This is a genomic window from Paracidovorax wautersii, from assembly GCF_900113035.1.
In the GTDB taxonomy this organism is placed as follows: Bacteria; Pseudomonadota; Gammaproteobacteria; order Burkholderiales; family Burkholderiaceae_C; genus Paracidovorax; species Paracidovorax wautersii.
In genome coordinates this window covers 122,741-145,605 of the sequence record NZ_FONX01000014.1, presented here as the reverse complement: position 1 = coordinate 145,605, position 22,865 = coordinate 122,741, and the positions used below count along the sequence as shown (strand labels likewise).

The window sequence follows — 22,865 nt, the reverse complement described above, 5'->3', positions numbered from 1 at the left end:
CGCGCCCTGCCGGCCTGGTGCAAGGCATCGCGGCCGGCGGCGCATAGGGGCAAGGCGCTGCGCGCCGCTGCCAGTTCAGGGAATAATCGGGGACTATGGCAACACAGTCCCCTTTTTCGTTCCTGGACGGTCTCTTCGAGCGTCTGGCCAGTGGTCCGCAGCCGCCGCAGTGGCTCATCCATGAGGTGCAGCACCGCGCGGTCCTGTTCCTGAACCACGTGCTCATGCAGGAGCCCCAGGCCACGGAACGGCTCGCCCGCCAGCGCGGGCGGGTGGCGCAGGTGCAGTGGCGCGCCTATTCGGTCGCGCTGCAGATCACCCCCGCCGGGCTGTTCGACCTGGCCCGTGCCGACGCGCAGCCCGATCTGCGCCTCGAAGTCACCGACACCTCCCCGCTCTCCCTGGCCCAGGCCGCGCTGCGCGGCGACAAGCCCTCCATCCGCATCGAAGGCGACGTGCAGCTCGCCGCCGAGATCAACTGGCTGGTCGATCACGTCCGCTGGGATGTCGAGGAAGACCTGGCCCGCGTGATCGGCGATGCGCCCGCGCATGCCGTCGGCTCCGTGGCCCGCAAGGCCGCCCAGGCGCTGCGCAGCTTCGTGGGTGCCCGCATGGGCGCAGCCGGCGCCGCGCCGGCACCCGGCTCCATGGCCGGCAGCAGCGACACCACGGCGCCATGAGCCGCTTCCTCCGCGGGTGCACCATCGTCTGGGTGGCGTTGCGCTACGGCCTGGATGGGCTGGTGCTGACCAGCTTCCAGAAGCCCTGGCTGCGCCTGCTGGCGCGCGTCATCTCGGTCGGCCGCGACCTCGACGCGCCGCGCGGCCAGCGCCTGCGCGAGGCGCTGGAGCGCCTGGGCCCGATCTTCGTCAAGTTCGGGCAGGTGCTCTCCACCCGCCGCGACCTGATGCCGCCCGACATCGCCGACGAGCTGGCCCTGCTGCAAGACCGCGTGCCGCCGTTCGACCCCAAGATCGCCATCGCCACCATCGAGCGCGCCTTCCGCCGTCCGGTCGATGAGGTCTTCGTGTCGTTCGACCGCGAGCCCATCGCCAGCGCGTCCATCGCCCAGGTGCATTTCGCCGTCATCCGCGACCGCCAGGGCCGCGAGCGCGAAGTGGCCGTGAAGGTGCTGCGCCCCGGCATGCTGCCCGTCATCGAGAACGATCTGGCGCTGATGCGCATGATGGCCGGCTGGGTCGAGGGCCTGTCGGCCGACGGCAAGCGCCTGAAGCCCCGCCAGGTGGTGGCCGAGTTCGACAACTACCTGCACGACGAGCTGGACCTGGTGCGCGAGGCCTCGAACGCCGCGCAGCTGCGCCGCAACATGCAGGGCCTGGAGCTGGTCGAGATCCCCGAGATCTTCTGGGACTACTGCCATTCCGAAGTGCTGGTGATGCAGCGCATGAAGGGCGTGCCGATCAACCAGATCGAGCGGCTGCGTGCCGCCGGCGTGGACATCCCCAAGCTCGCCCGCGACGGCGTGACGATCTTCTTCACCCAGGTCTTCCGCGACGGCTTCTTCCATGCCGACATGCACCCGGGCAACATCCAGGTGAGCCTGGAGCCGGAGACCTTCGGCCGCTACATCTCGCTCGACTTCGGCATCGTCGGCTCGCTGACCGAGTTCGACAAGGAATACCTCGCGCAGAACTTCACGGCCTTCTTCCGCCGCGACTACAAGCGCGTGGCCGAGCTGCACATCGAAAGCGGCTGGGTGCCGCCGACCACCCGCGTCAACGAGCTGGAAAGCGCCATCCGCGCGGTGTGCGAGCCGTATTTCGACCGGCCGCTCAAGGAAATCTCGCTCGGCATGGTGCTGATGCGGCTGTTCCAGACCTCGCGGCGCTTCCAGGTCGAGATCCAGCCCCAGCTGGTGCTGCTGCAGAAGACCCTGCTCAACATCGAGGGGCTGGGCCGCCAGCTCGACCCCGAGCTGGACCTCTGGAGCACCGCCAAGCCTTTCCTGGAAAAGTGGATGCTCGACCAGATGGGCCCGCAGCGCCTGCTGCGCGAGCTGCGCGCCGAGGCGCCGCACTTCGCCAAGATGCTGCCCGAGCTGCCGCGCCTGCTGCACGGCTACCTGCAGCAGCGCCCGAACGAGAGCCGGCGCGAGCTGCTGGAGCTGCTGGCAGCCCAGAAGCAGACCAACCGCCTGCTGCAGGGCCTGATCTACGGTGGCCTGGGTTTTGCATTGGGTCTGCTGGCCATGCAGCTGCTGGTGCGCGTGCGCATCTTCTGACGGCGCCGGCCCGGTTCCCGCTGCGCTCGCCTTTTTCCGCCCGTTCTCTTTTTTCTTCTCCCCACCACTTCGCGACATCGAGGAGCATGCCGTGCTGTTGACCCTGGTCATTGCCTACCTGTTGATCACCATCGCCATCGGGCTCGTGGCCGCCCGGCGGGTCAGGAACACCACGGACTACGCCATCGCCGGGCGGCATCTGCCGATGTTCATGATCATCACGACCACGTTCGCCACCTGGTTCGGCTCCGAGATCGTGCTGGGCGTGCCGGCCAAGTTCATAGAGGGCGGCCTGCACAACGTGATCGAGGACCCGTTCGGTGCCGGCATGTGCCTGGTGCTGGTGGGGCTGTTCTTCGCCGGCAAGCTCTACCGCATGAGCCTGCTGACCATCAGCGACTACTACCGTGAGCGCTACGGCCGCGTGATCGAGACGGCCTGCTCGCTGATCATCATGCTGAGCTACCTGGGCTGGGTCTCGGCGCAGGTCACGGCGCTGGGGCTGGTGTTCAACCTGCTCTCGGGCGGGGCGGTGAGCATTCCCATGGGCATGGTGATCGGCGTGGTGTCCATCCTGGCCTACACGCTTTTCGGCGGCATGTGGTCGGTGGCGGTCACCGACTTCCTGCAGATGATCATCCTCGTGGTGGGCCTGCTGGTGCTGGCCTTCTTCGCGGGCGGCATGGCGGGCGGGCCGGCCAAGGTCATCGAGCTGGCCTCCAGCCGCGACCTCTTCAAGTTCCTGCCCGAGCCCACGCTGCACGACACGATCTTCTTCTTCGCCGCTGCCATCACCATGATGCTGGGCTCCATCCCGCAGCAGGACGTGTTCCAGCGCGTGATGTCGGCCAACTCCATGAAGGCCGCCACGCGCGGCACCGTCATCGGCGGCACGGCCTACATCCTGTTCGCCTTCGTGCCCATGTTCCTGGTGGTGAGCGCGCTGATCATCATGCCCGAGCGCGCCCAGCAGCTGCTGGCCGAAGATCCGCAGAAGGTGCTGCCCACCCTGGTGATGGAGAAGATGCCCTTCGTCATGCAGGTGCTGTTCTTCGGCGCGCTGCTGTCGGCGATCAAGTCCTGCGCGTCGGCCACGCTGCTGGCGCCCAGCGTCACCTTCACCGAGAACATCTGGCGCCAGTTCCGCAAGGGCAGCAGCGACCGCGAGAACCTGCTGACCATGCGCGTGAGCGTGCTGGTGTTCAGCCTGGCCGTGCTGTTCTATTCGATCCACATGCAGGGCACGCCCATCTACGAGCTGGTGTCGGGTGCCTACCAGGTGCCGCTGGTGGGCGCCTTCGTGCCGCTGGTGGCGGGCCTCTACTGGCGCCGGGCCAGCACCCAGGGCGCGGTGTGCGCCGTGGTGCTGGGCATCGGCGTCTGGATCGCGGGCTTGTCCATGGCCTGGGGCGAGGCCTTCCCCGCGCAGCTGGCGGGCGTGCTGGCGGCGGCCGTCGGCATGGTGGCCGGCTCGCTGCTGCCGCAGTGGGTGTCGGACACCCGCACGCCGCACCGCATGCTGACCGCGGGTTCGGCCTGAGCGGCGTGCCGGGCCGCAGGCCGGGCGCGAAGGGCTCCATGGCCCGGCGACCTATAATCGCCGGCTTTGTCCCACCCCTTACGCCTTAGCCTCCGATGCCTATTTACGCCTACAAATGCGGCTCCTGCGGCCACGCCAAGGATGTGCTGCAAAAGATCTCCGATGCGCCGCTCACGGTCTGCCCGGCCTGCGGCGCGGAGTCGTTTTCCAAACAGCTGACGGCGGCCGGTTTCCAGCTCAAGGGCTCGGGCTGGTACGCCACCGACTTCAAGAACAGCGGCAGCGCCCCTGCCAAGCCGGCGGCCACCGACGGCGCCGCAGCAGCCGCCCCGGCTGCCGCTGCGCCCGCACCGGCAGCAGCGCCTGCGAGCGCGCCTTCCGGCGCCGCCGCGTCCTGATCCTCCGTTCCTTCCTCGTCCCACCAACCGCGTCCGCCCCGAATGTCCGCTTTGCGCAAATGGCTGCTCACCGGCCTCCTGGTCATCGTGCCCGGTGTCATCACGGCCTGGGTGCTGCACTGGATCGTCAGCACGCTCGACCAGACCCTGCAGATCCTGCCGCTGTCCTGGCAGCCCGACCGGCTGCTGGGCTTTCACATTCCCGGCTTCGGGGTCCTGCTGACCCTGGGCATCCTGCTGGCAGTGGGCGCGCTCGCGAGCAACTTCGCGGGCCGCAAGCTGGTGCAGTGGGGCGATGCGCTGGTCAGCCGCATCCCGGTGGTGCGTTCGATCTATTCCAGCGTCAAGCAGGTGTCGGACACGCTGTTCTCCGAGAGCGGCAATGCCTTCCGCACCGCCGTGCTGGTGCAGTGGCCGCGCGAAGGCGTCTGGACGGTGGCCTTCGTGACCGGCGCGCCCAGCGGCGAAGTGGCGGCCTACCTGCGCGACGAGTTCGTGAGCGTCTATGTGCCCACCACGCCCAACCCGACCGGCGGCTACTTCGTCATCATGCGCAAGAGCGATTGCGTCGAGCTGGACATGAGCGTCGATACGGCGCTGAAGTACATCGTCTCGATGGGGGTGGTGGTGCCGCCCGACCCCGTGCAGCTCGATTCCAAGCATTAACCGGCAGCCCGCCGAACACCGGCATCACATCCGCCGCGCCCTCCGTGGGCGCGAGTCAGTCAAGCAACTAATGGCGCTCCTTGCGGGCGCACTGGAAAGACATCCATGGCCATGCGTTCACATTACTGCGGTCTCGTCACCGAAGCCCTCCTGGGCCAAACCGTCACCCTGGCCGGCTGGGTCAACCGCCGCCGCGACCATGGCGGCGTGATCTTCATCGACCTGCGCGACCGCGAAGGCTACGTGCAGGTGGTGTGCGACCCCGACCGCGCCGACATGTTCAAGACGGCCGAAGGCGTGCGCAACGAGTTCTGCGTGCAGGTCAAGGGCCTGGTGCGCGAGCGCCCCGAAGGCACGGCCAACGACGGCCTCAAGAGCGGCAAGATCGAGGTGCTCTGCCACGAGCTGGAAGTGCTCAACCCCTCCGTCACGCCTCCGTTCCAGATCGACGAAGAGAACCTGTCGGAAACCACCCGCCTCACGCACCGCGTGCTGGACCTGCGCCGCCCCTACATGCAGCGCAACCTGATGCTGCGCTACCGCGTGTCGATGGAAGTGCGCAAGTTCCTCGACGCCAACGGCTTCATCGACATCGAAACGCCCATGCTGGGCAAGTCCACGCCCGAAGGCGCGCGCGACTATCTGGTGCCCAGCCGCGTGCACGACGGCCAGTTCTTCGCGCTGCCGCAGTCGCCCCAGCTCTACAAGCAGATGCTGATGGTCTCGGGCTTCGACCGCTACTACCAGATCACCAAGTGCTTCCGCGACGAAGACCTGCGCGCCGACCGCCAGCCTGAATTCACGCAGATCGATATCGAGACCTCGTTCCTGACCGAAGAAGAGATCCGCGACATCTTCCAGGGCATGATCAAGACGGTGTTCCAGAACACCATCGGCGTGGACCTGGGCGAGTTCCCGGTCATGACGTACCAGGAAGCTGCCCACCGCTACGGCTCCGACAAGCCCGACCTGCGCGTGAAGCTCGAATTCACCGAGCTGACCGAAGTGATGAAGGACGTGGACTTCAAGGTGTTCTCGGGCGCCGCCAACATGAAGGGTGGCCGCGTGGTGGCCCTGCGCGTGCCTGGCGGCGCGCGCGAGTCCGGCGGCCTCTCGCGCGGCGAGATCGATGCCTACACCGAGTTCGTCAAGATCTACGGCGCCAAGGGCCTGGCCTACATCAAGGTCAACGAGCTGGCCAAGGGCCGTGACGGCCTGCAGTCGCCCATCGTCAAGAACATCCATGACGCGGCCATCGCCGAGATCATGAAGCGCACCGGTGCGCAGGACGGCGACCTGCTGTTCTTCGGCGCCGACAAGGAAAAGATCGTCAACGACGCCATCGGCGCGCTGCGCATCAAGATCGGCCACAGCGAATTCGGCAAGAAGAACGGCCTCTTCGAAGACCGCTGGGCACCCCTCTGGGTGGTCGATTTCCCGATGTTCGAGTTCGACGACGAAGCCCAGCGCTACACGGCCGTGCACCACCCCTTCACGGCGCCCAAGGACGGCCATGAGGACTGGATGGTGACCGCGCCCGAGAAGTGCATCTCCAAGGGCTACGACATGGTGCTCAACGGCTGGGAAATGGGTGGCGGCTCGGTCCGTATCCACCGCGCCGACGTGCAGCAGAAGGTGTTCGACGCCCTGAAGATCTCGCCCGAAGAAGCCCGCAACAAGTTCGGCTACCTGCTGGACGCGCTGCAGTACGGCGCGCCCCCGCACGGCGGCCTGGCCTTCGGCCTGGACCGCATCGTCACGCTGATGACCGGCGCCGAGTCGATCCGCGACGTGATCGCCTTCCCCAAGACCCAGCGCGCCCAGGACCTGCTGACCCAGGCCCCCGGCCCGGTGGACGAGAAGCAGCTGCGCGAGCTGCACATCCGTCTGCGCAACCCGGATGCCGTGAAGGCCGGCTGATCTGATCGGGCGCTGCGCCCGGCCCACGCCGTCGCGTTGCCGTTCTTTTCGCCCCGCACCAGGCAGCAGGAGTCCACCGCTTCTGCTGCCTTTTTTCATGCCTGTCCATGTCCGCCTACAAGATCCCGGAATCCGTGCTGGTCGTGATCCATACGCCCGCACTGGAGGTGCTGCTCATCCGCCGCACGGGCGATGCGGACCACTGGCAGTCGGTGACCGGCAGCAAGGACTGGCTGGACGAGCCCTTCGAGGACACGGCCGTGCGCGAGGTGCGCGAGGAAACCGGCATCGATGCCAGGGCCCCCGGCTGCGTGCTGACGGATTGGGCGCTGGAAAACGTCTATGACATCTGGCCGCAGTGGCTGCACCGCTATGCGCCCGGCGTGGTGCGCAACCGCGAACGCCTCTTCGGCCTGCAGGTGCCGGCGGGCCAGCCCATCACGCTCAATCCGCGCGAGCATGTGCGGTGGCGCTGGCTGCCCTGGCGCGAGGCGGCGCTGGCCTGCTTTTCGCCCTCCAACGCGGAGGCCTGCCTGATGCTGCCGCGCTTCACGCAGCCGCCGCCTGCGCACGGCCCCGAGGCGTAGCGGCCCGGGCCGCGCCGCGCCGGCAGGGGGTCAGCCCGAAGGGCGCAGGCGGAAGGCGTCCAGCGTGTCGGCCGGCTCCGCGTCGTGCTGCGGCTCGGGCTGGAGGGCCAGGCTCGCCAGCGCGGCCTTGCGCTGTGCGGCCGCCTCGGCCGACTGCGTGCGCAGCACCAGTTCGCCGGGCTTGCGCTCGCCCTCGTGGCCCATCGCGGCGCGCGCCGTGGTGGGGCCGCAGCGCTCGCGCAGGGCGTCGATGGCGGCCTGGGTGTCGGCCACGTCGCCCAGGCGGGCGGCATGCCGGGTGAGCAGCTGATGCGCCAGATCCAGCAGCTTGGTGTTGAGCGTCTGGTCCACCCGGGCCAGCAGCTGCGCCACGGCGCCTTGCGGGTCGCCGCTCAGGCTCTGCGCCACGGCGATTTCAGCCGATTTGTTGACCTGTCCCAGGCAGTCGCGCAGGGCCTGGGCATGTGGGGGATGGCGCTGGGCGGCGCTCGCCAGCAGCTCGGTCAGCGCCTTGGTGTTGGTGTAGCGCAGTCCGATGGCGAGCACCCACTCGGGGCCCTCGGGCAGCTCGATGGAGGTCTCGCCCAGCACGGCCAGCAGGCCCACCATGTTGCAGGCGGCCTCGAAGTCGAACTGGCTGTCGAAGATGTCCTGCCCCAGGGCGCGCACGCTGGCCACGGCCTGCACCACCTGCCGCTGCTGGATCAGCTGCAGCGAGCGCACGACGGCCTCGAAGCGCCGGGAGCGCCGGTTCTCGGGCTGGCGCTCCAGCAGCCGGGCGAAGTCGGCCATGCACCGCTCCAAGCCCTTGCGGTCGTTGTCGTTGAAATACTGGAAGGCCAGCAGCACCAGGGACTGATGGTCGAACAGCTTGGAGTCGATGCCCAGGATGGCCGCGCGCGAGAGGGACTTGGAGGCGGTCTCGTTGTCGCCCATGTAGTGCGCCATCATGCCCAGCTTCTGCAGCCGGGCGACGGAGTCGGGCGTGAGGCTGCTGGCCAGCCGGTAGGTGTCGAGGGCATCGGTGAAATGGCCGCTTTCCACCTGCGCACGGCCCAGCACGTCGTAGGCATCGACGAAGCTGGAGTCTTCGCCCAGCAGCCCCTGCAGCGTGGTGATGGCGCGCGGCACCTGCCCCGACTCCATCTGCGCGCGGGCGATGCCCAGGCGTGCCCAGGGCAGGGCGCGGGCTTCGATCACGGCCTCGAACAGCGTGCGCGCCTGGTCGTGGCGGCCCAGGCGCAGCAGCAGTTCGGAGCCGATGCGCGCGGCGTAGAGCCAGTAGGCCTTGCGCTGCTTGAACTGTTCCAGGCAGAGCGTCGCCGCGCCTTCGAAGTCCTCGCGCTCGATGGCGCCGAAGATCGACTGCAGATGGGTCTTGCGCATGCGCGCGGCGGTGAGCCGCTCGAACATGGCGCTGGGCGTGAAGGGCTTGAGCAGGTAGCCGTCCAGGGCCGATTCGGCGGCCTCGGCCACGGCGGCGTAGGAGGCCTCGGCCGTCACCATGAAGAACACGGTCGAGAACGGCAGCAGCTGCGCGCGCCGCAGATCGTCCAGCAGGGTCTGGCCGGACTGGCCGGTGTTGAAGTACTGCTCGCACAGCACGTAGTCGAAGACGGTGTGCTCCAGCCGGGCCCGCGCGTCCTGCGGCCGGCTGCACTGCATCACCCGCGTCACGCCGTACTGGCGCAGCTGCGACACGAGGATGCTGCGCGAGGTGGCGTTGCTGTCGATCACCAGCGCGCGCGTGGTGTTGGCCGGATTGGCGGACGGGGGAACGTAGCTCATGGGCCTGCGATGCGGTGCGACGTGTGTGGGGGTTGGAGTGGGTCGCAGTACGAATCGTGCGAAAACATGCAAAAAATTGCCAAGCGGGCAAGTGTAGGCAATCCCGCAACTTCTGGATACATCCTCTTGCTTTCAGAGGGCGCCGCGCTGATAGCGGGAAATGCCGGGGCGCGGCGGCTGGGCCACAATGCCGGCCATGCCCCCTTCCAGCCTGCTGCGCATCGCCACCTACAACATCCACAAGGGAGTGCAGGGCGTTGGCCCCGCGCGGCGCCTGGAGATCCACAACCTGGGCCTGGCCGTCGAGCAGCTCGATGCCGACATCGTCTGCCTGCAGGAGGTGCGCAAGCTGCACCACCGCGGCCCGCACCAGTTCCCGGGCTGGCCGGAGCAGCCCCAGGCCGACTACCTGGCGCCCGAGGGCTACGAGGCGGTCTATCGCACCAATGCCGTCACGCGCCATGGCGAGCACGGCAACGCGCTGCTCTCACGCTGGCCGGTGATCGGCCACCAGCATGAAGACATCTCCGACCACCGCTTCGAGCAGCGCGGGCTGCTGCATGTCGAGGTGGACATCGACGGGCTGCGCCTGCACGCCATCGTCGTCCATCTGGGGCTGGTGCCCGGCAGCCGCGTGCGGCAGGTGCTGCAACTGCACAAGTTCATCGAGCGCGAGGTGCCCGCCGGCGCCCCGCTGGTGGTCGCGGGCGACTTCAACGACTGGGGCCTGCAGCTCAAGCGCATGCTGGCCGGTTTCGGCCTGCGGGAGTACGAAGGCGGGGAGGCCGTTCCGACCTATCCGGCCCGGCTGCCGCTGGCGCAGCTGGACCATGTCTATGCGCGGGGCCTCACCCCCGTCGGGCTGCACGTGCCGCGAGGGCGGGCCTGGTGGCGCATGTCGGACCACCTGCCGCTGATCGCGGAGTTTCGCCTGTGAGCGCGGCGCCGCGGCAGCGCCGTGGCGTCTTCGGCCGGCGCGCCTCGGCGGCCCGGCCCGTCTGCGCCGACGACCACCGCGTCGAGTTGCTCGAAGGCGCCCGGGAGTTCTTCGCCGCGCTGATCCGCGATGTGGACGCGGCGCTCTCGGACATCCAGTTCGAGACCTACATCTTCGACTGCACCGGCGCCGGAGCGCAGGTGGCCGAGGCCTTCATCCGCGCCGCGCAGCGCGGCGTGCGCGTGCAGGTCGCGGTCGATGGCGTGGGCTGCATGGGCGGCCTGCCCGCGCCCTGGCCCCAGCGGCTGGCCGACGCGGGCGTGCAGTGGCAGGTCTATTCGCCGCCCGGCCGCTTCGGCCTGCTGCGGCCCGCGCGCTGGCGGCGGCTGCATCGCAAGCTCTGCGTGGTCGATGGCTGCGTGCTGTATTGCGGCGGCATCAACGTGCTGGATGACTTCCACGACCCCAACCATGGCGCGCTGCAGGCGCCGCGCTTCGACTTCGCGGTGCGGGTGGTGGGCAGCCTGGTGAACGAGGCGAGCGACGCCATGGAGCAGCTCTGGTGGCGCATGCGCGCCGTGCACGACGCGCGCGAGCGCCGGCTCGGGCAGGCGCTGGCCGACCTGCGCGCCGCCAGCGCCGCCCGGATCGCGGCCGGCCATCCGCCGCAGGCGGGCGCCGCCCACGGCATGCGCGCCATGCTGGTGCTGCGCGACAACCTGCGCCACCGCAGCCGCATCGAACAGGCCTACCTGCGCGCCATCGGCACGGCGCGGCAGGAGGTCATCATCGCCAACGCCTATTTCCTGCCCGGCCGCAAGCTGCGCCGCGCGCTGGTGCTGGCCGCGCGGCGCGGCGTGCGCGTGCAGCTGCTGCTGCAGGGGCGCTACGAATACTTCATGCAGTACCACGCCGCCCGGCCGGTCTATGGCGTGCTGCTGGAGGCAGGCGTGGAGATCTACGAATACGCGCCCAGCTTCCTGCACGCCAAGGTGGCGGTGGTCGATGCCGAGGGCGGCCGGCCCTGGGCCACGGTGGGCTCGTCCAATCTCGATCCGCTCTCGATGCTGCTGGCGCGGGAAGCCAACGTCGTCGTGGAGGACGCCGCCTTCGCCCAGGACCTGCGCCGCCGGCTCGTGCAGGCCATGGCGCAGGCAGGCCAGCACCTGGAGCCGGCCGGCTATGCGGGCCGCCCGCTGCGCCAGCGCCTGCTCGACCGCCTGGCCTTCGGCCTGATGCGCGCCGCGCTCTGGATCACCGGCCACCGCTACTGACGGCCACAGGCGGCTGCAGGCATACGCATATTGCTATTTAATTGATAGCTGAATGCGCAGATTCCGCAAGCGCCGGAGCCGCAAAACCTCTGTGAAGCAGGCCCGCGGCTTCGCTGGTACCATGCGCGCCATGCTGAAAGAACTCCTCGCCACCGATGCCCCGGCCAGCGCCGCTCCGTCCGCCGAGGGCACGCCCGTGTCCGTCAAGATCCGGGAACGGCTGGTGGCGGCCCGCAAGCGCTTCAACGCCAACGACAACATCTCCGAATTCATCCAGCCGGGCGAGCTCGACCGCCTGCTCGACGAAGTCGAAGCCAAGATGCAGGACGTGCTCGACAGCATGGTCATCGACACGGCGACCGACCACAACACCCAGAACACCGCGCGCCGCGTGGCCAAGATGTACCTCACCGAGGTCTTCAAGGGCCGCTACGTGCCGCAGCCGGCGATCACCGAATTCCCGAACGCCGAGCACCTCAACGAGCTGATGATCGTCGGCCCCATCACCGTGCGCAGCGCCTGCAGCCACCATCTCTGCCCGGTGATCGGCAAGATCTGGATCGGCGTGATGCCCAACGAGCACACCAACGTGATCGGCCTGTCCAAGTACGCCCGCCTGGTGGACTGGGTGATGGGCCGCCCGCAGATCCAGGAAGAGGCCGTGGTGCAGCTGGCCGACCTCATCATGGACAAGACCCAGCCCGACGGCCTGGCCATCGTGATGGAAGCCAGCCATTTCTGCATGTCCTGGCGCGGCGTGCGCGAGATGGACAGCAAGATGCTCAACTCCGTGATGCGCGGCGTCTTCCTCAAGGATCCGGCGCTGCGCCGCGAATTCCTCTCCCTCATCCCCGGAAGGAACTGACCCATGCTGGTCCGTCTGCTCTATGCCAGCCGCGCGGTCGATACCTCGCCTGCCGCGATCGAAGCCATCCTCACGCAGTCGCGCGAACACAACCCACCCAGCGGCATCACCGGCGTGCTCTGCTATGGCGGCGGCGTGTTCCTGCAGGCCATCGAGGGCGGGCGCTCGGCCGTGAGCGCGCTCTACGGACACATCCAGAAAGACCCGCGGCACAAGGACGTCGAACTCCTGCACTTCGAGGAAATCGACGAGCGCCGCTTCGGCGGCTGGACCATGGGCCAGGTCAACCTCTCGCGCATCAACCATTCGATCGTGCTCAAGTACTCCGAAAAGCCCGAACTCGACCCGTACTCGGTGTCGGGCCGCGTGTCCTACGCCCTGCTCGAAGAGCTGATCGCCACCGCTTCCATCATCGGCCGCGCTTGACGCCTCCGCAGCCCGGCGCAGCCCCGCTGCTGGTGGGCTGCGATTTCTCCAGCAGCCCCAGCCGCGCCAAGCCCGTCGTGCTGGCGCTGGGCCATCTGGCAGGCAGCCGGGTGGTGCTCTCGGGGCTGGAGCGCTTTCCCACGCTGGCCGCCTTCGGCGCCTGGCTTGCCGAACCCCGCGCCTGGGTGGGCGGCTTCGACCTGCCCTTCGGCCTGCCGCGTCCGCTGCTCGAATCGCTGGGCTGGCCGCTGACCTGGCTGGCCAGCATGCAGCACTACCGCAGCCTCACCCGGCCCCAGATCCGCGATGCCTTCGCGGCCTTCTGCAATGCCCGGCCCGTGGGCGGCAAGTTCGCCCACCGCGCCACCGACATCCCGGCCGGCTCCAGCCCATCGATGAAGTGGGTGAACCCGCCCGTGGCCTACATGCTGCATGCCGGACTGCCGCTGCTGCTCGATGCCGGCGTGCATCTGCCGGGCCTGCATGCGGGCGATGCGCAGCGCGTGGCGCTGGAGGCCTACCCGGGCCTGCTGGCCCGCGAGATCCTCGGGCGCCGCAGCTACAAGAGCGATGACCGGCAGCGCCAGACACCCGACCGCCTGATCGCCCGCCGCGATCTGCTGGAGGCGCTGGAGCGCGGCGCCACGCGGCTGGATCTGCGGCTCAAGCTCACCCACGCGCAGCGCGACGCCCTGGCGGCCGACGCGAGCGGCGACAGCCTGGATGCCGTGCTCTGCCTCGTGCAGGCCGCCTGGGCCAGCCAGCGCCATGCCGCGGGCGATGCGCTCTACGGCTTGCCGCCGGGGCTGGACCCGCTGGAAGGCTGGATCGTCACGGCGCCCTGGCCGTCAGCGCCGGCTTGATCCGGCGGCGCGTGCCAGCGCCACAATACCGCCCATGTCCGCTTTCCGCTCTGATCCGTCTGGTCGCCTTCCGGCGCGCCGCACCGCCGCCGTGGCGGGGCTGCTTGCGGGTCTGGTGTGCGTTGGGTTCTGGGCCGGCGGTGCCGTGGCCGCTCCTGCGCCCTGGCACTGGTGGCGCAGCAAGATCGACGGGCAGCGGGTGTGCGCGCAGACTTCGCCGGGCCCGGGCTGGGAGGAAGACGGCGGGCCCTTCGACGGGCCGGGCTGCCAGCCCAGGCCACGGGTTTTCGTGCTGCCGATGCGATAGCCCGGCGGCTTCTGCCGCAGGCGCTTTGCCGTGTGAGCGGGGCGTTGGGCGCTGGGCGCTTCAGCCTTGCGGCAGGCCGATGTCCACGCACCCGGGCGTCAACGAGACCGGCAGCTGCAGATAGTCCGCCAGGCACTGCAGCGCGCTGGCATCGATGGGCAGCGTGTTCTGCGCTCCCGCGGGCACCAGGGGCGGCAGCGCATCGGGCGACATCTGCCCATGGGCTGCGATGCGGATGCCTTGCGCGTTGATCGTCACATGCACCTCGGCAGGGGGAATCTCGGCCGATTCGCCCAGGTGGTAGATGGCGGCGAGGGTGACGTAGAGCAGCGTGTGGTGCGGTGCCGCGGGCGCTTCGCTTTCGCCGGGCTGGGCTTGCGCCAGCGGCTGGATGAACACGCCGCGCAGCGCGAGCAGGGGGCGGGCCAGTTCGATGGCCTCCAGCAGCGTGGCGCGCACGGGCTGGCGGTCGGAGAGCTGCACATCCCAGTTGCGCAGGCGGCGCACATGCTCGCCCAGCGTGCCGAGCTGGCTTTCCAGCTGTTCGACGCGTTCCACCGCCTGTTCGGCGGGGGTGTCGTTGCCCGGGGCGAGCCGGCGCTTGAGCACCGTCATGCCCATGCGCATGACCGACAGGGGGCTGGCCAGGTCGTGGCGCATGGCGGGCAAGGCGCGCATCAACACCGCGTGCTGTACTCCGGCAGCCATCCAGAGCCGAGCGTTGGGTTGGTCGAAACAAGTCATGGCGCGAAGCGGTGGGGCAGGCAACGGGAGGAGAGGACGTGGGCGCGATGGAGCGGCGCGGAGGTCAGCGTGCGGACTGCGACTGCAGGCGGGCGACGCATTGCGCCATCAGCGCATCGAAAGCGTCGAAGTCGAGCGGCTTGCCGAGCACGTGATCGAAGACGGGCGTGCCCGGATTGGTGCCCGAGGCCATGCCGGTGATCGAGATGGCGATGCAGGGCTGGCCGGCATCCGCTGCGATCTGCTTGAGCTGGGGGGCGAGCACCGAGCCCTGCATGTCGGGCAGGTTCTGGTCCACCAGCAGCAGCTGCGCCGGCTTGTCCCGCATGGCTGCCAGCGCGGCCTGGCCGCTCAGCGCGGTGCGCACGGAAAAGTCCTGCATCTCCAGCAGCTCGCGCAGAAGTTCGGTCGCGTCCAGGTTGTCGTCGATGATGAGGATGTCGGTTTGCATGGGCCGGTGGGGCGGGTTGGACTGGCAGGTTACGAGGTGGATGGAGGGCTGGATCACCCGGGGGGTGTAATTGCGGGTAACGGCTGGGCAGGTGGCGCAGCCGGGTATCGAAAGGACGGAGGCGGGCTTGCCGGCGCGAGATGGCCGTGGGCCCGCATGCCATCGATGACTGCGGCTGATTGTGGCCCTATTTGCGAGGATGCCAGGCCTCTGCGAGGTAGGACGCGGCCGATAGGCGCGGCAGGCGCGCCGCGCTAATCCGCCGCATCGGCGGCCCGCCGGCCTCGCTCAGCCGGCCGAGTCGCCCGAGGCCGTCCGCAGGCTGGGCAGCGCCATGGTGAAGACCACGTGCGGCTCGTCGAAGTGGTAGCTCAGGTCCCCGCCGTGCTCCGTCACGATCTGATGGGCGATATAGAGGCCCAGCCCCATGCCGCCCCGGTTGCGGGGATTGTTCAGCGATGTGGGCTTGAACGGCTTGAACAGGGTCTCCGCGACCTCTTGCGTGATCCGGGGCGCGATGTTGCGCACCCGCAGCAGCGCCCGTTCGTCCTGGCTGACGGCCTGCAAAAGGATGGGCTCGCCCATCGCGCCATGGTGGCGCGCATTGCTGACCAGGTTGGCGATGACCTGGGCGACGCGGTCCGGGTCGGCATGGACGTGCAGCGCCGGCGGGGCCTGCCACTCCACCCGCATCTGCGGGTGCGCGGTGCGGGCCTCGTCCAGCAGGTCTTCCACCAGCGGCACCAGATCGATGGGCTGCGGGCGCATGTCCAGGCCCAGCCGGTTCTGCAGCCGCGACATGTCCAGCACCTGGCTGACCAGCCGCTGCATGCGGCTGCTGGAGGACTGGATGCGCTGGCCCAGGCGGCCGGCACGGCTGTCGGCGGCGTCGGTCTTCTCCAGCACCCGCGCAGCCATGCTGATCGAATGCAGCGGGTCGCGCAGGTCGTGCCCCAGCACGGCCATGAGCTGGTTGCGTGCGCGGTTCACCTCGGCGTAGCGGCCGTTCTGCGCGCGCACCAGCTCGTCCAGCATCTGCTGGGCGATCTGCAGGTCTTCGGTGCTCCAGGGCTCGGAGGTGGAGCGCACGGTTTCCTTCCACAGCTCGAACGAGCCGCGGGGCGTGAGCCGCGGGCCCAGCGGCCCCGTGCGCAGCACCTTGTCGGGCTTGCCGCCCCAGTGGATGGTCTCGACCTGCTCCTTGCGCAGGAAGATCATCCAGCTGCCCGTGGCGCGATCGAGCGGCATGCCCAGCACGCCGCACCAGGGCGCGAGCGCTGCGGCCAGCGCGGGCGATTCGAGCGGCAGGGCGTGCGTGTGATAGATGTCGTGGCCCTGCACCGGCTGCGTCACGTTCAGCCACTGCACCAGGGTGCGCGCGACTTCGGTGGAGATCGGGCCTTCCTGGCACAGCTTGCCGCTTTCGGCCACCACCGCGGCATCGGCGCGCAGCGCGCGGGCCAGCGGCGCGGCGTATTGGCAGAGGGTGGCGAATTCGTCGTCGGAATGGAGCACGTTCTCCATCACCGACATGCGCAGCGCGGCCACTTCCTGGTGGCGTTCCGTCTGCGCGCGCGCCAGCCCGGTCTGGATGTTGGCGGCCAGCATCTGGCCGATCACGTCGCAGGCCATGCGCACGCTGTAGGGCACCTGGCGCGGCCCCATGTGGTGGCAGGCGATCAGGCCCCAGAGCTGGTCGTTGATGACGATGGACACGCTCATCGACGCGCCCACGCCCATGTTGGTCAGGTATTCGATGTGGATGGGCGAGACGCTGCGCAGCACGCCGGCGCTCAGGTCCAGCGGCAGCTGGCTGGGCGTGTGCTGCAGCAGCGGCACGGGGGCGGAGGCCACGTCCGCGATCATGCGCAGCGTGTTGCTCACATAGAGGCGCCGTGCCTGGGCCGGAATGTCGCTGGCCGGGTAGCGGCGGCCCAGGTAGGGGTCGAGCGTGGCGACGCAGCTTTCGGCCACCACGTCCCCGCTGCCGTCCTGGCGGAAACGGTAGCCCATCACGCGGTCGAAGCCGGTGAGCGCGCGCAGCTCTTCGGTGGCGCGCTGCAGCAGGTCTTCGATGGCGCGGGGGCGGCGCAGCTTTTCCATGGCGCGGTGGGCCTGGATGGCAAAGCCGGCGAGCTCGTCCGACGATTGCCGGCGGCTCTCGAATTCGATCACCAGGTGCGACTGCGCGATGTGCAGCACCACGTCGAAGGTGTGGCCGGCCAGATGGCATTCGATGGGCATGGGCAGCTCCGCGCTGCCGGCCAGCGCCGCCAGCCCTTCGCTGATCGCGGCCCAGAGGCGCTCGTCGCCGCCCAGGCTGGCCGGGCCCAGCACGTTGCCCGGCACCACCCGGTGGCCCAGCAGCGTGGCGGTATTGGCGCTGGCGTAGCGCACCTGCCCGGTCGCATCGAGCGCCACCAGGGCGCCGTGGTGCTGGATGGAGCCCGGGATATGGATCGGCTCGCGGTCGCAATTGTCCAGCGTGGCCGAGGGCAGCAGCGCCTGGAAGTAGCCGGTAGGGATGGGCGGGTTCACAGCGGCGCTCCTGCGGCGCGCAGCTCATGCGCCATGCCGTCGAACGCGGCGCAGGCGCCCGCGCAGGCGGCCTGCACGTCGGCGGGCGAAGCCAGCCGGCCCCGCAGCTGTTCGATGAAGGCGCGCCAACGGGCCGCCGTGCCCTCGCTGCCACGGCCTTGCAGGTAGCGCAGCGGATGGGGCGCGAGCCGCTCCGCCAGCCGCCGGAACAGCACCTGTCCGCCCAGCTGCGAGCCTTCGACCACGTAGGCGATGCCCCAGCGGCAGGCCATGGGCAGGGCCGCGTGTTCCTGCAGGGCCTGCGCGATGGCGGCCTGGGTGGCCGCGCCCGGGGGCACGGCGGATTGCGCTGCGATCGCGCCGGCGTCCAGCAGGTCGGCATGCAGCGCGGCGAGGCGCGCCGGTTCGTCGAAGCGGAAATCGGGTGTGGCGGCCTCAATGGCGCGCAGCTCGGGCGCCAGGGCGGCGAGCCAGGCGCTCAGCGCCCGCGCGTGGCAGGTGTAGTCGTGCAGGCGGGCGTCGGGGCGGGCGATGGGCAGCTGCGCGTCCAGCCGGGCGTGGCGCTCTTGCGTGGCCTGCCGAAGCGCGGCGAGGGGGTCCGTCCGTGCCGGCGCGGCACCGAGGGCAGGAGCGTCGAGGGAGCGCGGAGACACAAATGAGGCCGGTTGAATGAAAGGTAACTGCTGTTAGCGAACGCCAATGCGCGCATTCTAGGCGGCATCCCGCCGCCGCAGCTCCTGCGGGCGAGAGCCCCTGTCAGCGGCCGATCAAGGCGGTGTAGGCGGCGCGCGTCTCGGGCGAGACCGAGGCCACGAGCTGCGCATGCGGCGTCTGGTGCCGCGCCACCATGCGTGCCGAGGCGACGCTGCGCGACTTGCAGAACCAGTGGCAGGTGTGCTGCATCAGGAACAGCTCGGCCGTCAGCATGTAGGCCTTGTCCCGGGGCGCGCGCTGCGCCTCGTTGCGCACCACGCGGGCGATGCCCTGCGCATGGATGGCGAGCGCCTGGCGCATGTCGAACGAGGCCGAGGGAAAGAGCTGCAGCGCGAAGGGCAGGCCCACCGGCAGGCGGCTGACGCGGGCGAGCTGCGCATCGACGCGCCCGAACTCGGCGGCGAAGCGGTTGAACTGGTCGCTGAGCTGGACTTCGCTGATGTGCAGCAGCGTCCAGATCTGGTCGCGCCGCTCCGCATCGCTTTCGCCCAGGGCGCGCAGGTAGCCCTGGGTGAGCGTTTCCATCAGCTTCTCGATCTGGTAGTGGCCCAGGTGGTGGGCGAGCAGGGCGATGCGCTTGCGCTGCTGGTGGGCATTGACGACGTAGGCGCCGGTGGACAGCAGCAGCGTGAGGAGGAGAAGGTCCATGGTTCGGAGCCGGGGCGGGCAGCGGGGAAGAGGAGGAAAGGAAGGAGGGGCGCGGCGGCCGGGCGCTGGCGTCCGGAGGGCGGGGCGTGCAGGCATTGTGCCCGGGGCGGTTCAGGCCCCGGGAGCATTCCTCAGCCTCAGAACGTGTTTACGATCTCCCAGGGGTCGCGCAGCTAAGTCGGCGGGATGGGATGCAAGGCGCGGTGCGCAGTGGATAGCACGGCTATCCACAAGCGCCGCAACGCCGCAGACCGCCCGCCGACGTAGCTGCCCTTCGGGTTGGAGCGAAATCGGGCGATTGGACGCCCCGGCTGCTTGCATGGGCATGAGCCCATGCGGCGCATCCGAAGCATCCACTCATCCCGATTGCGCTCCAACGCGATCCCCTGCGAGATCGTAAACACGTTCTCAGCCCCAGGAGAGCGCCGACAGGTCGTTCACGAAGATCGGCATGTCCTTCCAGAGCCCGCGCAGGTTCTTCTGCGCCACGGTCACCCATTGCGGCTGGTAGAGGAAGGCGTGCACGCTGTCTTCGGCCAGCAGGCGCTGCGCGTCGCCCAGCAGGCGGGCGCGGTCGGCGGGGCGCGAGGCGTTCTTGATCTGCTCGTAGAGCGCATCGAACCTGGCCGAGCGGTAGCCCCAGTAGTAGTCGGGCTTGGCGAAGTTGCCCAGGTCGAAGGGCTCGACGTGCGAGATCAGCGTCAGGTCGTAGTTCTTGCTGCCGTAGGTGCCGCTGAGCCACTGCGCCCATTCCACGTTCTGCAGCCGGACGGTGATGCCCACCTGCGCCAGCTGCGCGGCGATGACCTCGCCGCCCTGGCGGGCGTAGGGCGTGGGCGGCAGCGTCATGGTCAGGGTGAGCGGCGTCTTCACGCCCGCCTCGGCCAGGAGCTTGCGCGCCTTGTCGGGGTCGTAGGGGTTGAGGCCCGTGGTGTCGATGTAGCCGAAGGCGCCCGGCACGTAGTAGCTGCCGATGGGCACGCCCAGCCCGTCGGCCGCGCCTTCGATGACGGCGCGGCGGTCGATGGCCGCGGCGATGGCGCGGCGCACGCGCACGTCCTGCAGCGGCTTGCGCGCGTTGTTCATGGCCAGGATGGTCTTGGCGCGCGAGCCGCTCACCACCACCTGGAAGCGCGGGTTGCCCTTGAATTGCGCCACGCTGCGCGGCGTGATGCGCGGGAAGTCGTCCACGTCGCCGGCCAGCAGCGCCGCGACCTGCGCGGCCGGATCGGGAATGAAGCGGAAAACGGCGCGGCGGATCTTGAGGCCGCCCGCCGCCCGGTAGCCCGGCCAGGCCGTGAGGGTGATGGAGGCGCCACGGCTCCAGTTGCTCAGTTGATAGGGGCCCGTGCCCACCGGACGGGTGGCATTGGTCGCAGCGCTCTTGGGCTCGACGATGACCGCCGTGGCCTGGCCCAGCAGGAAGAGCAGGTCGGGTTCGATGTCCTGGTTGATGACCACTACGGTGTGGTCGTCCACCACCTGCGTGCTCAGGGTGGCGAAGGTGCGCTTGTCCTTGTTGATGCTCTTGTCGCTGCCCGCGCGGTCGAACGAGAACTTGACCGCCGCCGCGTTGAACGGCTCGCCGTTCTGGAACTTGACGCCCCGGCGCAGGCGGAAGGTGGTGGTCTTGAGGTCGGGCGAGACCTCCCAGCTTTCGGCGAGCAGCGGCGAGACGCTGCCGTCGGCGTTGATCTTGGTGAGCGGCTCCAGCACGTTGTAGAGCACGATCTCGCCGATGGCCGAGGCGGCGCCCGCCGTCGGGTCCAGCCCCGGCGGCTCCAGCGTCATGCCCAGCGTCACCGCGTCCTTGCGGCCCTGGGCCAGCGCGGCGCCGAACGGGGCGCAGAGCGCGGCGGACGCGAGGGCGCCAGTGGCGAGGACGAAGCGGCGGTCGGGCATGGGGGAATCTCCTGTGGTCGGGTGCGGGCGCATGCGGCGGGGCCGTGGCCGCCCGTCCGCACAGCCACTGTTTGTACTACACGCGGTGCTGCGTGCGCACCGCGCCGGCCCGGCGGGCCCGCGCCGCGCCGGGCGCGATGCGCGGCACCGCGCCCACCAGCGCCTGCGTGTAGGGGTGCTGGGGCGCGGCGAAGAGCTGCGCCGGCGCGCCGCGCTCCACGATGCGGCCCTGGTGCAGCACCACCACCTCGTCGCAGACCTGGTTGACCACGGCCAGGTCGTGGCTGATGAGCAGGTAGGCGATGCCGTGCTGCTCGCGCAGGTCCTGCAGCAGGTTGAGCACCTGGGCCTGCACCGACACGTCGAGCGCGCTGACCGGCTCGTCGGCCACGATCAGGCGCGGCCGCGTGACCAGCGCCCGGGCGATGGCGATGCGCTGGCGCTGGCCGCCCGAGAACTCGTGCGGGTACTTGGCCGCATCGGCGCTGCGCAGGCCCACGTCGGCCAGCGCCTGCAGCACGCGCTCGCGCTGCTCGGCGCGCGGCAGGGGGCGCGCCTGGCCGGGCAGGGGCAGGGCATCGAGCGGTTCGGCCACGATGCGCTCCACGGTCTGGCGCGGGTCCAGCGAGCCGTATGGGTCCTGGAACACCATCTGGAAGCCCGCGCGCGCCGCGCGCAGTTCGGCGGCGGGCAGGCGGTGCAGGTCGCGGCCCTGCCATTCGACGCGGCCGGCATCGGGCACGTCCAGCGCCATCACCAGCCGCGCCAGGGTGGATTTGCCCGAGCCCGATTCGCCCACCACGCCCAGGCTGCGGCCGGCGTCGATCTGCAAGCTCACGCCCGCCAGCGCGATGTGCTGCGGCCGGGGGCCGAAGAGGCGGGTGCGGGGCAGGGCGTAGCGGCGCTGCAGGTCGGTCACGCGCAGCAGCGGGGCCTCTGTGACGGTTTCAGTGCCGAATGGGGCAGCAGCGCTTGATCCGCCTGGGCTATCAGCTATCGAATTGGTAGCGAATTGCGTCATGCGGCGGCCTCCTGCGGCATGGCCGCATCCACCGCATCCAGCCGGATGCAGCGTGCCCGGTGGCTCGCGTCCGGCGGCACCGCCTGGGCGGCGGGCAGTCCGGCATCGCAGTCCGGCACGGTGAGGGCGCAGCGCCCGGCGAAGGGGCAGCCCGGGGGCAGGTCGGCCAGCTCGGGCACGGTGCCGGGAATGGTCGCCAGCCGGGCGCGGGGGCCGGCCAGGGGCCGCAGCTGCGGCCGGGCCGCGAGCAGGCCGCGCGTGTAGGGGTGGGCGGGGCGGGCGAACACGGCGGCCGTGTCGCCGCTTTCCACCACGCTGCCGCCGTACATCACCAGCATGCGGTCCACGTTCTGCGAGATCACGCCCAGGTCGTGCGAGATGAGGATCAGCGCCATGCCGCGCTCGTCCACCAGGTCGGCGACGAGGTCCAGGATCTGCTGCTGCAGCGTCACGTCCAGCGCCGTGGTGGGCTCGTCGGCGATCAGCAGGTCGGGCCCGCAGGCCAGCGCCATGGCGATGGTGATGCGCTGGCGCTGCCCGCCCGAGAACTGGTGCGGATAGGCATCGAAGCGCTGGGCCGCCTGCGCGATGCCCACGCGCTCCAGCAGCGCGATGGCTTCGCTGCGCGCGGCGCGGGCGCCCAGGCCCAGGTGCAGGCGCAGCGGCTCGGCCACCTGGCGGCCGATGGAGTGGACCGGGTTGAGCGCCGTCATCGGCTCCTGGAACACCATGCCGATGCGGTGGCCGCGCAGCCGGCACAGGGCGGCATCGGGCAGGCCGAGCAGTTCCTGGCCATCGAAGCGCAGGCTGCCCGACGTTTCAGCGCCTTCGGGCAGCAGGCCCATCAGCGCCAGTGCAGTGAGCGACTTGCCGCTGCCCGATTCGCCCACGATGCCCAGCGTCTCGCCGCGCGCCAGCGTGAAGCCCATCTGCCGCACGGCCGTGGCCATGCCGCGCGACGTGGGCAGGCGCACGCTCAGGTCCTGGACCTGCAGGAGCGGCGAGGGCGTGGCGGGTGGCTTGGTCGTCATGTG

General features: G+C 69.8%; 21 protein-coding genes. 12 read left to right on the top strand and 9 right to left on the bottom strand.

Going from position 1 to position 22,865, the window contains the following annotated elements; genetic code table 11:
• The first annotated feature begins 95 nt into the window (after positions 1 to 95).
• The 7 genes from BM070_RS18585 to nudB all read left to right on the top strand — a co-directional run bounded on the left by BM070_RS18585 (position 96) and on the right by nudB (position 7,353).
• On the top strand, positions 96 to 680 hold the full coding sequence (locus BM070_RS18585) for a ubiquinone biosynthesis accessory factor UbiJ (RefSeq protein ID WP_092940832.1): 585 nt from the start codon (positions 96 to 98) through the stop codon (positions 678 to 680).
• A complete protein-coding gene (gene ubiB, locus BM070_RS18580; RefSeq protein WP_092940831.1) occupies positions 677 to 2,242 on the top strand; it encodes a ubiquinone biosynthesis regulatory protein kinase UbiB in 1,566 nt (521 codons plus the stop codon). Before BM070_RS18585 ends, ubiB begins: the two co-directional genes overlap by 4 nt.
• A gap of 91 nt (positions 2,243 to 2,333) precedes the next feature.
• Positions 2,334 to 3,782: a high affinity choline transporter 1 gene (locus BM070_RS18575; protein ID WP_092940830.1), complete on the top strand. Its 1,449-nt coding sequence runs from the start codon at positions 2,334 to 2,336 to the stop codon at positions 3,780 to 3,782.
• Between the two features lie 95 nt (positions 3,783 to 3,877).
• Positions 3,878 to 4,180, top strand: coding sequence for an FmdB family zinc ribbon protein (locus BM070_RS18570; RefSeq protein WP_092940829.1), 303 nt, complete (start codon positions 3,878 to 3,880; stop codon positions 4,178 to 4,180).
• Between the two features lie 42 nt (positions 4,181 to 4,222).
• Positions 4,223 to 4,846, top strand: a complete 624-nt coding sequence (locus BM070_RS18565; RefSeq protein WP_092940828.1) for a DUF502 domain-containing protein — start codon at positions 4,223 to 4,225, stop codon at positions 4,844 to 4,846.
• Between the two features lie 105 nt (positions 4,847 to 4,951).
• Complete coding sequence (aspS, locus tag BM070_RS18560) at positions 4,952 to 6,766, top strand: aspartate--tRNA ligase (protein ID WP_092940827.1); 1,815 nt, start codon at positions 4,952 to 4,954, stop codon at positions 6,764 to 6,766.
• A 107-nt stretch (positions 6,767 to 6,873) separates the two neighbouring features.
• A complete protein-coding gene (nudB, locus tag BM070_RS18555; RefSeq protein ID WP_092940826.1) occupies positions 6,874 to 7,353 on the top strand; it encodes a dihydroneopterin triphosphate diphosphatase in 480 nt (159 codons plus the stop codon).
• A gap of 30 nt (positions 7,354 to 7,383) precedes the next feature.
• On the opposite strand, the gene BM070_RS18550 is transcribed toward nudB, so the two are convergent.
• Complete coding sequence (locus BM070_RS18550) at positions 7,384 to 9,141, bottom strand: response regulator (RefSeq protein ID WP_092940825.1); 1,758 nt, start codon at positions 9,139 to 9,141, stop codon at positions 7,384 to 7,386.
• 196 nt (positions 9,142 to 9,337) lie between these two features.
• Here BM070_RS18550 and BM070_RS18545 point away from each other — a divergent pair, with 196 nt between their 5' ends.
• The 5 genes from BM070_RS18545 (at position 9,338) to BM070_RS18525 (ending at position 13,506) form a co-directional block, all read left to right on the top strand.
• Entirely contained in the window at positions 9,338 to 10,078 is a 741-nt protein-coding gene (locus BM070_RS18545; RefSeq protein WP_092940860.1) for an endonuclease/exonuclease/phosphatase family protein, read from the top strand.
• Positions 10,075 to 11,352 carry a cardiolipin synthase ClsB gene (gene clsB, locus BM070_RS18540; RefSeq protein ID WP_092940824.1) on the top strand — a complete coding sequence of 426 codons (1,278 nt, stop codon included), beginning with the start codon at positions 10,075 to 10,077 and terminating at the stop codon, positions 11,350 to 11,352. The genes BM070_RS18545 and clsB overlap by 4 nt, the downstream gene beginning before the upstream one ends.
• Before the next feature lie 130 nt (positions 11,353 to 11,482).
• The gene (gene folE / locus BM070_RS18535; RefSeq protein ID WP_092940859.1) at positions 11,483 to 12,217 is read left to right on the top strand and encodes a GTP cyclohydrolase I; all 735 of its coding nucleotides are present in this window, start codon (positions 11,483 to 11,485) and stop codon (positions 12,215 to 12,217) included.
• A gap of 3 nt (positions 12,218 to 12,220) precedes the next feature.
• Complete coding sequence (locus tag BM070_RS18530; protein WP_092940823.1) at positions 12,221 to 12,643, top strand: BLUF domain-containing protein; 423 nt, start codon at positions 12,221 to 12,223, stop codon at positions 12,641 to 12,643.
• A complete protein-coding gene (locus BM070_RS18525) occupies positions 12,640 to 13,506 on the top strand; it encodes a DUF429 domain-containing protein (RefSeq protein WP_245785296.1) in 867 nt (288 codons plus the stop codon). The genes BM070_RS18530 and BM070_RS18525 overlap by 4 nt, the downstream gene beginning before the upstream one ends.
• A gap of 367 nt (positions 13,507 to 13,873) precedes the next feature.
• Here the strand turns inward: BM070_RS18525 and BM070_RS18515 are convergent, their stop codons facing one another.
• From BM070_RS18515 to BM070_RS18480, 8 genes are all read right to left on the bottom strand, one after another.
• Positions 13,874 to 14,557 (bottom strand): sensor histidine kinase, encoded by a 684-nt coding sequence (locus tag BM070_RS18515; protein WP_139222879.1) that lies wholly within the window; start codon positions 14,555 to 14,557, stop codon positions 13,874 to 13,876.
• Between the two features lie 64 nt (positions 14,558 to 14,621).
• On the bottom strand, positions 14,622 to 15,008 hold the full coding sequence (locus BM070_RS18510) for a response regulator (protein ID WP_092940820.1): 387 nt from the start codon (positions 15,006 to 15,008) through the stop codon (positions 14,622 to 14,624).
• A 288-nt stretch (positions 15,009 to 15,296) separates the two neighbouring features.
• Positions 15,297 to 17,546: a GAF domain-containing protein gene (locus tag BM070_RS18505; protein ID WP_245785294.1), complete on the bottom strand. Its 2,250-nt coding sequence runs from the start codon at positions 17,544 to 17,546 to the stop codon at positions 15,297 to 15,299.
• Positions 17,543 to 18,199, bottom strand: a complete 657-nt coding sequence (locus BM070_RS18500) for a biliverdin-producing heme oxygenase (protein WP_092940819.1) — start codon at positions 18,197 to 18,199, stop codon at positions 17,543 to 17,545. Before BM070_RS18500 ends, BM070_RS18505 begins: the two co-directional genes overlap by 4 nt.
• A gap of 103 nt (positions 18,200 to 18,302) precedes the next feature.
• The gene (locus BM070_RS18495; RefSeq protein ID WP_092940818.1) at positions 18,303 to 18,908 is read right to left on the bottom strand and encodes a hypothetical protein; all 606 of its coding nucleotides are present in this window, start codon (positions 18,906 to 18,908) and stop codon (positions 18,303 to 18,305) included.
• Positions 18,909 to 19,316: 408 nt separating this feature from the next.
• Complete coding sequence (locus tag BM070_RS18490; protein ID WP_092940817.1) at positions 19,317 to 20,810, bottom strand: ABC transporter substrate-binding protein; 1,494 nt, start codon at positions 20,808 to 20,810, stop codon at positions 19,317 to 19,319.
• A gap of 76 nt (positions 20,811 to 20,886) precedes the next feature.
• Entirely contained in the window at positions 20,887 to 21,831 is a 945-nt protein-coding gene (locus tag BM070_RS18485) for an ATP-binding cassette domain-containing protein (RefSeq protein WP_092940816.1), read from the bottom strand.
• Complete coding sequence (locus BM070_RS18480) at positions 21,828 to 22,862, bottom strand: ABC transporter ATP-binding protein (RefSeq protein WP_092940815.1); 1,035 nt, start codon at positions 22,860 to 22,862, stop codon at positions 21,828 to 21,830. The genes BM070_RS18485 and BM070_RS18480 overlap by 4 nt, the downstream gene beginning before the upstream one ends.
• Positions 22,863 to 22,865 lie beyond the last annotated feature (3 nt).